Below are 14779 nucleotides of genomic sequence, written 5' to 3'. Positions count from 1 at the left end.
AGCTATCACTGCGACTCTTAGCAAATTAAATGTCTTTTCTATTCTGGCCTTTTAAATAAAAAAGTGGACGATTATTTTGGGCAAAATCATTGCAATTGCTAATCAAAAAGGTGGAGTGGGTAAAACCACAACTGCTGTTAATGTAGCTGCATCAATGGCTGCCACAAAACGCAAAGTACTCTTGATTGATCTCGACCCTCAAGGTAATGCGACTATGGGCAGTGGTGTTGATAAGTACAATGTAGACAACACATGTTACGAATTATTGATTGAAGAAAAGCCCATAGATGAAGTCATTATCAAAGAAACGTCTGGAAAATATCACCTTATAGCAGGTAACAGTGATATCACAGCTGCAGAAATTAAATTAATGGAAGTCTTTGCTAGGGAATTACGACTTCGCAATGCGTTAGCCCCCGTCAAAAACTACTACGATTATATTTTTATTGATTGTCCACCCTCGTTAAACCAACTGACAGTGAATGCCATGGCAGCAGCAGATTCGGTATTGGTACCTATGCAGTGCGAATATTATGCCCTTGAAGGGCTAACAGCTTTAATGGATACCATCAAAAAACTAGCGTCTGTAGTTAACCCAAAATTAAAAATTGAAGGTGTGCTGCGCACTATGTACGATCCTAGAAATAGGCTTGCCAATGATGTGTCCGAACAACTTAAACGGCATTTCGGCGATCAAGTGTATAGAACTGTTATACCTAGGAATGTACGATTGGCAGAGGCACCTAGTTTTGGTTCACCCGCTATGTATTATGATAAATCGTCTACAGGTGCAAAAGCCTACTTAGCCTTAGCAGGTGAGATATTAAGACGCGGAAAAGCCAATAAAATAGCTAACTGAAGTTAGTGTAAATAAAAAATTGAAAGCACAATACAGAGGACAACATGTCGCCGAAAAAAAGAGGTTTGGGTAGAGGACTGGATGCGTTATTAGCCACTAGTCAAACAGGCAGAAGCAGCGGTTCAGAGTTATCTGAAAAACTAACTGAATTGCAAAAAATCCCGGTAGAATTTTTACAGCCTGGTAAGTATCAGCCGCGCAAAGACATGTCATCCGAAGCCCTCGAAGACTTAGCCTCATCGATACGTTCACAAGGGATTATACAGCCCATAGTTGTGCGTCAAATTGCCGAAGATAAATATGAAATTATTGCCGGTGAAAGACGTTGGCGCGCAGCGCAAATAGCACAACTAGATGTTATTCCCTGCTTAATTAAAGATGTACCAGACGAATCAGCTGTGGCTATTGCTCTGATTGAGAATATTCAACGTGAAGATCTCAACGCTATGGAAGAAGCACAGGCTCTTGACCGCTTAATGGTTGAATTTGAACTCACCCATCAAGAAGTGGCCACTGCTGTAGGTAAACCCAGAACAACAGTGACTAACTTGTTGCGCTTGAATAATTTAAACGATGATGTGAAATTACTATTAGAACATGGGGATATTGAAATGGGTCATGCGAGAGCTTTGTTAGCTCTTCAAGGTATTGTCCAAAATGAAGCTGCACAAATAGTGTCAGGCAAAGGTCTCACTGTTCGAGACACAGAAAACCTAGTACGGCGATTATTAGAGCCTGCAAAAGAAAAAGTAGCCGTTAAAGAAAATCCTGACGTACAACGCTTACAAACAGAATTATCCGAAAACCTCGGTGCTCCCGTCAGTATTGCTCACAATGCCAAAGGAAAAGGAAAGTTAGTGATTAACTTTTCCAGCCTTGATCAACTAGACGGAATTCTAGGTCATATTAAGTAGATTGATGTCTAATAACGGAACAAAATGTTGAGCATAATGAATTCCTATTTTGTATTTATTGCAAAGTATGTTGAAGTAGGTGCAACGATAAGTAACTTAAACCGTTTAAAACCTTAATCCCTATAAAAACAAAGGCTTTGTGGGAATATCCATATCAGTGCTTTTATGCACCAAATTAGAGTTTACTGTTGTAAATTGTCACCAGTAAAGTATACTTTTGGCGCTTTTTGTTAGGGTTTAAACGTATCGAGAGACTAATTGATAACTAGCTTGGCCCAAGAAGGGCGACAGTTGGCTAGGAAAGTGCTTTTTTTTCAAAGCCTAATTACCATGATTTTAGCCTGTATATTTTTCCTTTTTTTGGGTAAATACTCAGGGATATCAGCACTTTATGGTGGTTTGATATGTGTGTTACCAGGAATGGTATTTGCATTGTTAGCGTTTAGATATGCCGGTGCTAGTCAAAATAAGCTAGTAGTGCGGAGTTTTAACAAAGGAAGCAAACTTAAGTTTATTATTACGATAGTGTTGTTTGTGATGGCTTATAAATCACCAAATTTACAACCTTTACCGCTGTTAATCAGCTATGTAGTAACCTTAATGGCTCAATGGCCAATCATAATTTTAGTAAGTCGCGTTATCCGTTGATATACGATAACGAGACTGAATATAGTTTTTTAACTTTAAAAATGTGGATGATATAATGGCAGATACTGGTGGCGAACAAACCATTAGCAGTTACATTCAGCACCATTTAACTAATGCGACTGTGGGTGAAGGTTTTTGGACTTTCCATATTGATACATTAGCTTGGTCGATTGTGTTGGGATTTGTATTTATTTTGAGCTTTCGTTCAGTTGCAAAAAAAGCAACCACGGGCGTACCTGGAAAGTGGCAGGCTAGTGTCGAATTGATAGTTGAGTTTGTTAACGATACTGTCAAAAGTACCTATCACGGAAAAAGTAAATTAATTGCTCCATTAGCACTAACCATCTTTGTTTGGGTATTGTTAATGAACCTGATGGATTTAATCCCAGTGGATTTCCTTCCTTGGATTGCTGGCCAAATTGGTTATTACGGATTTGGTGTTGATCCACACGACATTTACATGAAAGTAGTACCTACAACAGATGTCAATATGACCTTTGCTTTGTCTATTGGTGTGTTTGTTCTGATGATTTATTATTCAGTAAAAATCAAAGGTTTTGGCGGATTTATGAAAGAGCTTTATGCTCATCCGTTCAATACACCTTGGTTATATTGGTTCAACTTTATACTTGAAGTGGTGTCATTGCTGGCTAAACCGTTGTCATTGTCGTTACGCTTATTCGGTAACCTTTACGCTGGCGAACTTATCTTTATATTGATAGCAGGTACTTTAGGATTATGGCAATTGCCAATACATTTCTTATGGGCAGCATTCCACTTATTGATTATTCCATTACAGGCTTTCATTTTCATGATGTTAACCATCGTGTATTTGAGCTTGGCAAGTGAAGAACACTAATTTTTCTAAAAAATTAGAACAGCTCTAGGTAGCTCGAAAAGTGGAGAGCAGGACGCTCGGTGAACTAATTTTCTGGAAAGAATTTAAACAGCTTAGGCTGGCCCAAATGGGTTAAGGCAGGATGCCTAAATATAAACGTTTTATTTTTTAATTTTAACTTAAACATAAAGGTGAAAATCTATGGAAAGCGAAATCTTAGGTAATCTATATATCGCAGTTGGTATCTTGATTGGTCTATGTGCATTGGGGCCAGCAATTGGTTTCGGTCTTTTAGGTGGTAAATTTCTTGAGTCGGCTGCACGCCAACCTGAGCTTGCTGCTACCCTTCAAGTAAAAATGTTCATCGTAGCAGGTCTTATTGATGCTATCTCGATGATTGGTGTTGCGATCGCTCTTTATATGTTGTTCGTACTTGGTGCTTAATAGTAGTTTTCCATTTCTTTTAACGAACTATTAAAGAGGAGTAGCGGTCTTGAATATCAATGCCACTCTACTTGGTGAACTAATAGCATTTATATTCTTCGTGTGGTTTTGCATGAAGTATGTATGGCCGCCTATTATCGGCGCTATTGAAGAACGCCAACAGAAAATTGCTGACGGTTTAGCCGCGTCTGAACGAGGTGAAAAAGATCTCGAACTAGCACAAGTTAAAGCCACAGATCAGCTTAAAGAAGCGAAAGCTCAAGCAGCAGAAATCATCGAGCAAGCCAAAAAGCGTGGGTCGACAATTGTTGAAGAAGAAACCCTACGTGGTCATTCCGAGCGTGAGAAAATCATTGCTCAGGGATACTCAGAGGTCGAAGCAGAAAAAAACCGTACAAAAGAAGAGTTGCGTCAAAAAGTCGCAGCTTTGGCCATTGCCGGTGCTGAAAAGATCCTTGAACGTGAAATTGATGCTGCGGCACAAAGTGACATAGTTGCAAAACTTGTCGCTGAGCTATAAGGGAGTATGAGCTATGTCTGAATGGACAACTATCGCTCGCCCTTACGCAAAAGCTGCGTTCGATTACGCGGTCGAGAATAAAACCATTGCACAATGGCAAGAAATGCTTTTGTTTGCTGCTGAAGTTTCTAAAAACGAAACAGTTAAGTCTTTACTAACTGGCTCGATAGCAGCAGAAAAATTAGCTGAGATTTTTAATGGCGTGTGCGGTGAACAACTCGACCTACAGGGTCAAAATCTAGTAAAGATTTTGGCTGAAAATAGACGTCTACAAGCGTTTTCTGAAATTTCTGTGATGTTTAATCAGCTAAAAGCTGATCATGATAAAGAGATTGATGTTGATATTACTTCAGCGGTCAAACTCAACAAAAAACAACAAACAGATATCGGTAAGTCTCTTGAAAAACGTCTTGCACGAAAGGTTAAGCTAAATTGTAGCGTGGATCCTGAACTGATTGCTGGTGTGCTTATAAAAGCCGGTGACACAGTAATTGATGGTTCACTTCGTAGTAAATTAAACCGTCTATCAGACGCGTTACAAGCATAACGGGGAAAGAGCATGCAACTGAATTCCACTGAAATTGCCGAACTAATCAAACAACGTATTGAGAAGTTCGAAGTTATCAGTGAAGCTCGTAATGAAGGGACTATTGTTGGTGTAACCGACGGTATAATCCGTATCCATGGCCTTGCAGATGTAATGCAAGGCGAAATGATTGAGCTTCCTGGTAGTCGTTACGCTATCGCATTAAACCTAGAGCGTGACTCTGTAGGTGCGGTAGTAATGGGTCCTTACGCTGATTTACAAGAAGGCGTAAAAGTAAAATCTTCAGGTCGTATCTTAGAAGTACCAGTAGGTCGTAACCTACTTGGTCGTGTTGTTAACACACTAGGTGCTCCTATCGATGGCAAAGGCGCTATCGATGCAGATGGTTTTGAACCTATAGAAAAAATTGCACCGGGCGTAATTGAACGTCAATCGGTCGACCAACCTATTCAAACTGGTTATAAATCAGTTGATGCCATGATCCCAGTGGGTCGTGGACAGCGTGAATTGGTTATCGGTGACCGTCAAACCGGTAAAACTGCTTTAGCGATTGATGCCATTATCAATCAAAAAGATTCAGGCGTTAAATGTATCTATGTTGCGATTGGCCAAAAGGCCTCTACTATCGCCAACGTGGTACGTAAGCTAGAAGAGCACGGCGCTATGGGTCACACGATAGTTGTTGCAGCTTCTGCATCTGAATCTGCAGCATTACAATACTTGGCACCTTACTCTGGTTGTACCATGGGTGAGTATTTCCGTGACCGCGGTGAAGATGCTTTGATCGTATATGATGACTTGTCTAAACAAGCCGTTGCATACCGTCAGATTTCGCTATTGTTGCGTCGTCCGCCAGGCCGTGAAGCGTATCCTGGAGATGTTTTCTATCTTCACTCACGTCTTCTAGAACGTGCTGCACGTGTAAATGATAAATATGTTGAGCGTTACACTAAAGGTGAAGTAAAAGGTAAAACAGGTTCTTTAACTGCATTACCTATTATCGAGACCCAAGCAGGTGACGTATCCGCTTTTGTTCCAACTAACGTGATTTCAATTACCGATGGCCAAATCTTCCTTGAGACAGATTTGTTCAACGCTGGTATCCGCCCTGCGGTTAATGCTGGAATCTCGGTTTCTCGTGTTGGTGGAGCTGCGCAAACTAAAATCATCAAGAAGTTAGGTGGCGGTATCCGTCTAGCCCTAGCTCAGTATCGTGAATTAGCGGCGTTCTCGCAGTTTGCATCTGACCTTGATGACGCCACCCGAGCTCAACTTGAGCATGGTGAGCGAGTGATGGAATTAATGAAGCAAAACCAATATGCACCACTTTCAGTTGCAGACATGGGTGTTTCATTGTTTGCTGTAGAGAAAGGGTATTTAAAAGACATTGAACTAGATAAAATTCTAGATTTTGAAGCGTCTTTACACTCTTTCATGAGCAGTGAATATAGCGAGCTGATGAACACTATCAACACAACGGGTAATTTCGACAAAGGAATTGAAGCTACGTTAAATGAAGCTTTAGAAAAATTTAAAGCAACACAAACGTGGTAATCAATTAGACAGTGGTGCTTTTATTCATAAAAACACCACTGTCACTATGTTGAATAATCGGAGATAGAGTTTATGGCTAGCGGTAAAGAGATAAAAGGTAAGATCGGCAGTATTAAAAATACGCAGAAGATCACCAGCGCTATGGAAATGGTTGCAGCGTCCAAAATGAAAAAGGCGCAAAACCGTATGGCCTTAGGTCGTCCATATGCTGAGAATATTCGAAACGTAATCGGTCACCTAGCAAACGCTAACCTTGAATATCGCCATCCATATTTGGAAGACCGCGAAGTAAAACGCGTTGGTTATATCGTGATTTCTACTGACCGTGGATTATGTGGGGGATTAAACTCCAACGAATTCAAAATGGTCGTGAAAGATGCGAAAAAATGGCAAGAACAAGATGTTCAAATAGATTTTGCTGCATTAGGTGCTAAGTCTGTTGCATTTTTTAACCGTTTTGGTGGCAGTGTATTAGCGGCCGAAACTGGTTTAGGTGATGCACCCAGTATCAGTGAAATCATTGGCTTGGTACGTATCATGTTAGATGCATTTAATGACGGTAAAATTGACCGTTTATATTTGGTGTTTAATAAGTTTGTTAATACCATGGCGCAAGAGCCGCAGATCGATCAATTGTTGCCTTTGCCTAAGTCTGACGAAAAAGAATTACAACACCGTTGGGACTATATTTACGAACCTGATCCAAAACCTATCCTAGATATGTTACTGGTTCGATTTATAGAGTCTCAAGTATATCAAGGCGTGATTGAAAATGTCGCGTCTGAGCAAGCTGCTCGTATGGTGGCCATGAAAGCGGCTACCGATAACGCGGGTGACATAATTGATGACTTGCAATTGGTATATAACAAAGCACGTCAAGCAGCAATTACACAAGAAATTAGTGAAATTGTAGCTGGCGCTGCAGCGGTTTAGGCAATGGTTTTAGAATTTAAGAGGAATTAACATGAGTCATGGTAAGGTCGTCCAAATAATTGGCGCCGTAGTGGATATTGAGTTTCCACAAGATTCGGTTCCAAAAATATATGACGCATTGCGAATTACAGAAGGTGATTTGCAAGGTTTGACACTAGAAGTACAACAGCAATTAGGTGGTGGCGTAGTGCGTACCATTGCAATGGGCTCCACTGACGGTTTACGTCGTGGCCTAGCTGTTGAAAACAGTGGTGAAGCTATTCAAGTCCCAGTTGGTATAGCCACATTGGGTCGTATCATGGATGTTTTGGGTAACCCAATCGATGAAGCTGGCCCAATCGGTGAAGAAGAGCGTATGTCTATTCACCGTGCAGCGCCTACTTACGAAGAACAATCTATTTCAATTGAACTTCTTGAAACAGGCATCAAAGTTATCGACTTAGTTTGCCCGTTCGCTAAAGGTGGTAAAGTTGGATTGTTCGGTGGAGCCGGTGTAGGTAAAACTGTCAACATGATGGAACTCATTCGTAACATCGCTATCGAGCACAGCGGCTACTCAGTATTTGCTGGTGTAGGTGAACGTACTCGTGAAGGTAACGATTTCTATCACGAAATGAACGAGTCCAACGTACTAGACAAAGTATCCCTAGTATATGGCCAAATGAATGAGCCTCCTGGAAACCGTTTACGTGTTGCCTTGACAGGTTTGACCATGGCCGAAAAATTCCGTGATGAAGGTCGTGACGTATTGTTTTTCGTCGATAACATCTATCGTTATACTCTAGCTGGAACAGAAGTATCTGCTCTACTAGGTCGTATGCCATCAGCAGTAGGTTATCAGCCTACCCTAGCTGAAGAAATGGGTGTGCTTCAAGAACGTATAGCATCAACTAAGACAGGTTCAATTACCTCAATCCAAGCGGTATACGTACCTGCTGATGATTTGACTGATCCCTCACCAGCTACTACCTTTGCTCACTTAGATGCAACGGTTGTATTGTCACGTGATATCGCGTCTTTGGGTATTTACCCTGCGGTTGACCCACTTGATTCTAGTTCACGTCAACTTGACCCTCTAGTTATTGGTCAAGAGCATTACGACACTGCACGTGGTGTGCAATCAGTATTGCAACGTTATAAAGAATTAAAAGACATCATCGCTATCTTAGGTATGGATGAACTCTCTGAAGAAGATAAGCTTTCAGTATCCCGAGCTCGTAAAATTCAGCGTTTCTTGTCACAACCTTTCTTCGTAGCAGAAGTATTTACTGGCTCAGTCGGTAAATATGTTTCTTTAAAAGACACCATCACTGGTTTTAGTGGCATCTTGAATGGTGAGTATGATCACCTTCCAGAACAAGCTTTCTACATGGTTGGGTCTATCGAAGAAGCAAGCGAAAAAGCTAAGAATATGTAATTTTCGGCCCATTTAGTCCGGACTCGTTGTCGGAAGTGCTCAGGTATACCTATACATTGCGCGCTTCCTCTTGTATCCCAAACTAAATGGACTCGAAAAGCATGTTTTAAGGATCCTATTTAGGAGGTTTTTATGGCAATGACCGTACATCTAGACGTAGTAAGCGCTGAAACCAGTATTTTCTCTGGTCTAGTCGAAGCTATTCAGATTACGGGTAGTGAAGGTGAACTAGGTATCCATCCTGGACATGCACCTTTAATAACTACTCTATTACCTGGAATGGTGCGTCTGGTTAAGCAATTTGGTGATGAAGAAAGTATCTACATCAACGGTGGCGTGCTAGAGATACAACCTGGCTCAGTCACTGTATTGGCTGATACCGCTATTCGTGCAGAAGACCTAGACGAACAAGCGGCGCTTGATGCGAAAAAACGCGCAGAAGAGCATATCGCCAACCCGACTGCTGATTTTGAGTATGCAGAAGCAGCTATCGAGTTAGCTGAAGCAATTGCCCAGTTAAGGTTGATCCGAAAACTGCGTAAGTAATCAGAACTGTAATACTTAAAAACCCAGCTTGATTATATATCTTGCTGGGTTTTTGTTTTTACAAATAGTTGAAAGTTTGCAGCAAAACTTTGGTCTTAATATTTACTCTCAAAGTAATTAAACCTATCTAGTCATTGAGGAAATGTTGTGAAATCAAATATATTATTACCGTTATTCGCTATTATTGTCTTATATACGTCCCAAGCAACAGCGGACAAAGCAATTTTTGCTGGAGGTTGTTTTTGGTGTATGGAATCAGATTTTGAAAAGCTTGAAGGGGTGACAGAGGTTATATCTGGCTTTATCGGTGGTACTTTAGAAAACCCAACTTATGGTGGTAATCATACTGGTCATTATGAAGCGGTTGAAATCACCTACGATCCCAAGAAAGTGACGTACCAAGGTTTACTAGAACATTTTTGGGTAAATATCGACCCCTTTGATGATAAAGGGCAATTCTGTGATAAAGGGTTCAGTTATCTCAGCGCTGTGTTTGTGGCCGATGAAAAAGAACGTAAACTTGCGGAACTATCCAAACAAAGCATCATCACCCAATTCCCTAATCAAAAGGTAGTAACCCCAATCCTACCCACTACAACTTTTTACCCCATAAAAGGTAATGAAAGTTATCACCAAGACTATTACAAAAACAATTCAGTTAGATACAAATTGTATCGTTGGAATTGTGGTCGTGATCAGCGCTTAACAGACATTTGGGGTGATAAAACAACACACTGATTAAATGGATTAGCACTTAATATTACAAAAAATTATCCAGATTTAGGTCTAATCTTAAAGACAGTTAAGGTGTGATAAACGATCGGTGGGGGAATTAGTATTTCAACCGTTATTGTCTGTAGATTTGCGCTACAAAGTTCCAGCAGAGCTACAATAATAAAGACACTCATATACTGCATAAAGTTGGCTCTGTTCAACAAAATTGGTGGTTATACTTGAAAGTAGTTCAACTTATTGAAGGTAAAGACAATCAAAATAGAATCATTTGAATGTCAGTTCAATCACATTACAAAAACACTTTTAGCCATGTCACTCGCTCAAGGTTAACAGTTCAGCACGTTATTCAATTATCTCAACCAGAAATTACGATTAATGAGCTGAACCAGCCTATTTTCAATTTATCACATCAATGCCCACATCACATTTTACTAAGTAGGGGAAACCGGGATCGGCACAGCCTTATCTGTCGTTCCGCACTTAAATTAACCATTAATTTTGGTCAATAAACAGACGATTTAAAGAATAATGAAAAAAAACTTGACGTAGATCTGACATTGATCAGACCAAATTGAATAATTTCTATTTATAATATTTCCCACAAGATCGCGGGTTTAGTACAATATCACCTCAACTTTTGAGGGTGAAATCACAATGAAAATCAAACGGTTAGACCACCATGGCATTGTTGCTGGCGTTATCGACGACTTAAACATGGTGCCTTTGTTAGATAAGCATTTGCCGCAAGATGATCTTCAAGAAATTAGCCCGGGCGAGGCGATAAAGGGCATGATAATGAATGGCCTGGGGTTTTGTAATCGCCCTTTGACGCTTAGCCCTCAGTTTTTTGCCAATCTCCCGATGGAGCATCTATTTCGTGAAGGCGTTGAGGCATCTCACTTTAATCGCCATAAACTAGGCCGAACACTGGACCAATGTTATGACTTTGGTTGTGAAAGTCTGTTTTCCTTGGTATCGCATCAGGCCTGCGAAATAGAGGCTGTAGATTGCCAGTTTAAATCCCTTGATACCACAAGTCATTCGTTAACCGGCGAGTATGCGCATGATGAGGAAGGCTGTGACGAGCATGTTATCAGAATTACACACGGTCATAGCAAAGCGCATCGCCCTGATTTAAAACAAGTTGTACAAGAAATGATTGTCAGTCAAGACGGAGGAATACCCTTGGCCGTTAAAAATTGGGATGGTAATAGCGCTGATACAAAAGTGTTTAAAGAGCGCGCTAAGGCGCTGGTCAAGATGGTGAAAACTGCGCCCAAGCCTAACTACTTGGTCGCTGACTGTAAGCTTTACCATAAAGACAATGCTGAGTTCTTATCGCAACTGACGTTTATTACGCTTATCCCGTCCACTATTAAACTAGAAAAAACACTCATTACAGAAGCCCTAACTGCGCAAGAATGGACGACTATTGATGACAACTACCAGTACACAGTGAATGAAGTAGAGCACATGGATATTAAACAGCGCTGGATAGTCGTCAATTCAAAAGCCGCAGGTGAGCGTGCAACAAAAACGATTGGCAGACAAGCCGACCGCGCCAAGGAAAAATTAGACAAAGAGTTATTTCATTTGCAAGCCCAGCGCTTCACTTGCAAAGAGGACGCACTGAAGTCGTTGGCCGCGCTTAACAAGCGACAAAAGTATCACCAACTGACTGAGCTTAACTGCATAGCACACAAGGTTTACGAGGGAAAAGGCCGACCTAAAAAAGATGCACCAGTCAAACAAATTGTATGGCAAACGAGCGCGGTGGTTGAGCTAAATGATAAAGCAATTCAACATGCTATTGAACAAAAATCATGCTTTATACTCGCCACAAATGCCGACGAAAAAGCGCTATCACCTGAGGGAATTCTGCATCATTACAAGGCGCAATCGGTGGTAGAAAGAGGGTTTAGATTCCTAAAAGACCCACTGTTTTTTGTGTCATCCTTGTTCATCAAAAAGCCTAGTCGTATCGACGCATTGTTAATGATCATGACCTTATCTTTATTGGTTTACTCAATCGCGCAACGACGCATGCGCGCGAGCATGAAAAAAGCCAATGAAACCATCCCAAACCAGATTAACATACCCTCTGCTACCCCCACACTGCGCTGGGTGTTTCAATGCTTCGAGGGTATCAACCTCGTTCAGCCTGAAGAAACCTATGATAAAACAAGCACTTACTTAGATGGATTCGATAAACTAAGGACAAAAATCATTAATTTGATTGGAGGCCATTCGCTGCATTTGTATAATATTCAAAAAAGTAGCGTGGGGGTCTGATCAATGTCAGGTAGATCTCAGATCTTGATCTATTACTCTCTTTTGAGAGCTAGAATTATGTCCTCACCTTTTACTAAAACATTAGAACACCACGGTCTGGTTGCCGGTTTTTGCAAAGAAATCCGCTTAGCCCAAATTATTGATCAAGCTCTTGGCGTCTCAGACAAGAGAAATATCAGCTTTGGACAGCTCTTTGTCGCCATGATTATCAATGGCCTGGGCTTTACTGGCCGTACCCTGCATATGTACAGCGAATATTTCGAGGACAAACCTCTTGAGCGACTGATTGCACCCGGGATCGAGCCTGAGCATATCAACGATGATGCCCTAGGTCGCTGTCTGGATGCGCTGTATGAAAAAGGCGTTTCAGCCCTTTATCAAACCCTTGGTGAAGCCGTAGTTAAACACCTAGACTTGCCTTGTGACTCTGTTCATCTCGACTCCACGAGTTTCCATTATGACGGCCAAGGTAGGCCAGCAGAGGATGAGTTCAACTGCATCCAGGTCGCCAAAGGCTACTCCAGAGAGCATCGACCTGAGCTCAATCAGGTGATCTTAAATCTTATTTGCGAAAACCAGTCGGGCATTCCGGTATATATGAAGCCGTCCAGCGGCAACACTAATGATATGGAAGGTTTCAAAAAAATTGTTAAGTCTCATATCCAAAGCTTAAAAGCCGCACAAGCGAGCCGCTATCTGGTGGCCGATGCGGCGCTGTATGTCAAAGAAAGTATTGTTCATCTTGATGCAATCAATCAGTTGTTTATTACCCGTGTTCCTCAAACATTGAACGAGGCGAAAAGTTTAATCGCTCAAGCCCATCAACTGGACTTTGTTGATATAAGCGACGGTTATCAAGGCGTGTGGCACGAAACGAGCTATGGTGATGTGGCGCAAAAATGGTTGCTGGTATGCAGTGAGCAAGCCAGAAAACGTGAAGGCCATAATCTGGATAAGCGGATGCTCAAACAGTTTGAACAAGGCCGTAAGTCCTTCAAGAAATTGGGTCAACAGGAGTTTGCATGCCAAGAGGATGCCAAACAAGCTTTAGCGCAGTGGGAAGTCAAACAGCCTTATCTGATGGTCGACAGCCAGATCAACAAGGTGCCTGTTTACGCGGGTGCAGGGCGCCCTTCCCAGGACAAACAGCCTAAACGTGAGTATTATCACATCACAGGGAGCCTCTATACTGGTCTTGCAAAACGACAGGATGCGTTGAAGCAGCTGGGCTTATTTATCATCGCTAGTAATGATTTAGCGGATGATTTAAGCATGGAAAAGATACTCAGTACCTACAAATCCCAGCAGTCCGTAGAAAAAGGCTTTCGATTCTTAAAGAGCCCCGACTTTTTAACCAGTGCTATTTACCTTAAAAAACCAGAGCGTATTGAAGCACTACTGATGGTGATGACCAGCTGCTTAATGGTTTACGCTTCGTTAGAACATCAAATACGTAAACAGTTAAAAGTCCAAAACCGTTACTTCCCAGACATGAAGAAGAAACCCAGTCAAAACCCCACCGCCCGTTGGGTATTTCAGTGTTTTCAAGGGGTGACCCTCTTGTATATTGAGGGGAAAGAGTTAGTGGTAAACCTAAAAGAACGACAAAAAATAATCATTGATTGTCTGGGCAGTGAATACCAGCATATTTATTATTAAAAGTGGTGCGGAAGATCTGGTACCAAGCAGCGCGGTTGATGGTTTAGATGACTTCTCAGTGACGGTGTGGTTTAAAACATCGGTAAATAAATCTCAACAAGAAATATTTCATGCACTCGGCAAGGATTCTAACGACGACGAATTAGAGATTTTCTTGAGTGATAGTCATGCTGTTTACATAAAGGTAAGAGATAACAGTGAAGTCCTAACGAGCAATATTGAATTAACTGATGGTAATTGGCATCACTTGGTGGTTACAAGAGTTTCTAAAAATGTATGTTTATACATCGATGGCACCACTCGTGATGTTATGCAGTGTGAATATATTTGTGGCTTGATCCCTGGTGAGCTAAACGCCGTGGGTATTAGAATTGTCAGCGGTGGCAGTGACAATCAAATAGACACAATAAGTGAATCACTAAACATTCATGCTGCTTGGGTAAATGCAGGTTCACCTGCATCGGGATTCATAGCTAATAGCACATATAATGTTACTGAAAGTGTTGCCAGCACAGTTGACCGACTTGACTTTGGTGGCGATGAGATTTTTTCAAATTTTTTAGTACACGCCTCAAGCACCTTAAGCCTTCCCCTTGGGGATTATACGATTTATGTTGAGAGTGATGAAGGCTTTAGTTTTATTATGGATACGCTTGATGGTGACACTGTCACATTTAACAAATTTGGTAGCTCAAGAAATGGTGAGAGAAATGAGTTGAGATATTAAAACCCAACCGGCAATTCACAAACAGGTGGATCTTTTCTTTAACTCAAGACTCTATATTTGAGATAACCGCTATATTTTTTGAACGTACCGGTGGTGACTTTTTAGAAGTCTCCATTGCAAATGACCTCCTTAATTCTACCTCGACC

15 protein-coding genes and 1 pseudogene are annotated in these 14779 nt (G+C 41.2%); all 16 read left to right on the top strand.

Features of this window, described 5'->3' with window-relative positions:
- The first annotated feature begins 76 nt into the window (after positions 1-76).
- The 16 genes and pseudogenes from CXF95_RS15805 (at position 77) to CXF95_RS30740 (ending at position 14633) form a co-directional block, all read left to right on the top strand.
- The gene (locus tag CXF95_RS15805) at positions 77-859 is read left to right on the top strand and encodes a ParA family protein (protein WP_101199591.1); all 783 of its coding nucleotides are present in this window, start codon (positions 77-79) and stop codon (positions 857-859) included.
- A 44-nt stretch (positions 860-903) separates the two neighbouring features.
- A complete protein-coding gene (locus CXF95_RS15800; protein ID WP_101199590.1) occupies positions 904-1773 on the top strand; it encodes a ParB/RepB/Spo0J family partition protein in 870 nt (289 codons plus the stop codon).
- A gap of 258 nt (positions 1774-2031) precedes the next feature.
- Complete coding sequence (locus tag CXF95_RS15795; protein WP_101199589.1) at positions 2032-2421, top strand: ATP synthase subunit I; 390 nt, start codon at positions 2032-2034, stop codon at positions 2419-2421.
- 55 nt (positions 2422-2476) lie between these two features.
- Entirely contained in the window at positions 2477-3280 is an 804-nt protein-coding gene (gene atpB / locus CXF95_RS15790; protein WP_101199588.1) for a F0F1 ATP synthase subunit A, read from the top strand.
- Between the two features lie 180 nt (positions 3281-3460).
- Entirely contained in the window at positions 3461-3703 is a 243-nt protein-coding gene (atpE, locus tag CXF95_RS15785; protein ID WP_101199587.1) for a F0F1 ATP synthase subunit C, read from the top strand.
- A 49-nt stretch (positions 3704-3752) separates the two neighbouring features.
- On the top strand, positions 3753-4223 hold the full coding sequence (atpF, locus tag CXF95_RS15780) for a F0F1 ATP synthase subunit B (protein WP_101199586.1): 471 nt from the start codon (positions 3753-3755) through the stop codon (positions 4221-4223).
- A 13-nt stretch (positions 4224-4236) separates the two neighbouring features.
- Positions 4237-4770, top strand: a complete 534-nt coding sequence (atpH, locus tag CXF95_RS15775) for a F0F1 ATP synthase subunit delta (protein WP_101199585.1) — start codon at positions 4237-4239, stop codon at positions 4768-4770.
- Positions 4771-4782: 12 nt separating this feature from the next.
- Positions 4783-6324: a F0F1 ATP synthase subunit alpha gene (atpA, locus tag CXF95_RS15770; protein WP_101199584.1), complete on the top strand. Its 1542-nt coding sequence runs from the start codon at positions 4783-4785 to the stop codon at positions 6322-6324.
- Positions 6325-6396: 72 nt separating this feature from the next.
- Positions 6397-7257, top strand: coding sequence for a F0F1 ATP synthase subunit gamma (atpG, locus tag CXF95_RS15765; protein ID WP_101199583.1), 861 nt, complete (start codon positions 6397-6399; stop codon positions 7255-7257).
- 31 nt (positions 7258-7288) lie between these two features.
- Positions 7289-8674, top strand: a complete 1386-nt coding sequence (gene atpD, locus CXF95_RS15760; RefSeq protein ID WP_101199582.1) for a F0F1 ATP synthase subunit beta — start codon at positions 7289-7291, stop codon at positions 8672-8674.
- Between the two features lie 132 nt (positions 8675-8806).
- Positions 8807-9220 carry a F0F1 ATP synthase subunit epsilon gene (locus tag CXF95_RS15755; RefSeq protein WP_101199581.1) on the top strand — a complete coding sequence of 138 codons (414 nt, stop codon included), beginning with the start codon at positions 8807-8809 and terminating at the stop codon, positions 9218-9220.
- Positions 9221-9367: 147 nt separating this feature from the next.
- Positions 9368-9958, top strand: a complete 591-nt coding sequence (msrA, locus tag CXF95_RS15750) for a peptide-methionine (S)-S-oxide reductase MsrA (RefSeq protein WP_101199580.1) — start codon at positions 9368-9370, stop codon at positions 9956-9958.
- Between the two features lie 249 nt (positions 9959-10207).
- Positions 10208-10377: pseudogene (locus CXF95_RS15745) on the top strand (IS1595 family transposase); the annotation flags it as partial.
- Between the two features lie 232 nt (positions 10378-10609).
- Positions 10610-12247, top strand: coding sequence for an IS1634 family transposase (locus tag CXF95_RS15740; RefSeq protein ID WP_101197715.1), 1638 nt, complete (start codon positions 10610-10612; stop codon positions 12245-12247).
- A 57-nt stretch (positions 12248-12304) separates the two neighbouring features.
- Entirely contained in the window at positions 12305-13906 is a 1602-nt protein-coding gene (locus tag CXF95_RS15735; RefSeq protein WP_101199321.1) for an IS1634 family transposase, read from the top strand.
- Positions 13881-14633: a LamG-like jellyroll fold domain-containing protein gene (locus CXF95_RS30740; RefSeq protein WP_232787877.1), complete on the top strand. Its 753-nt coding sequence runs from the start codon at positions 13881-13883 to the stop codon at positions 14631-14633. The genes CXF95_RS15735 and CXF95_RS30740 overlap by 26 nt, the downstream gene beginning before the upstream one ends.
- Positions 14634-14779 lie beyond the last annotated feature (146 nt).

The sequence above is a fragment of the Paraglaciecola sp. MB-3u-78 genome, from assembly GCF_002835935.1.
GTDB lineage: Bacteria > Pseudomonadota > Gammaproteobacteria > Enterobacterales > Alteromonadaceae > Paraglaciecola.
Note: the sequence above shows the minus strand (reverse complement) of the source record. Positions and strands in the feature narration are given on the sequence as shown.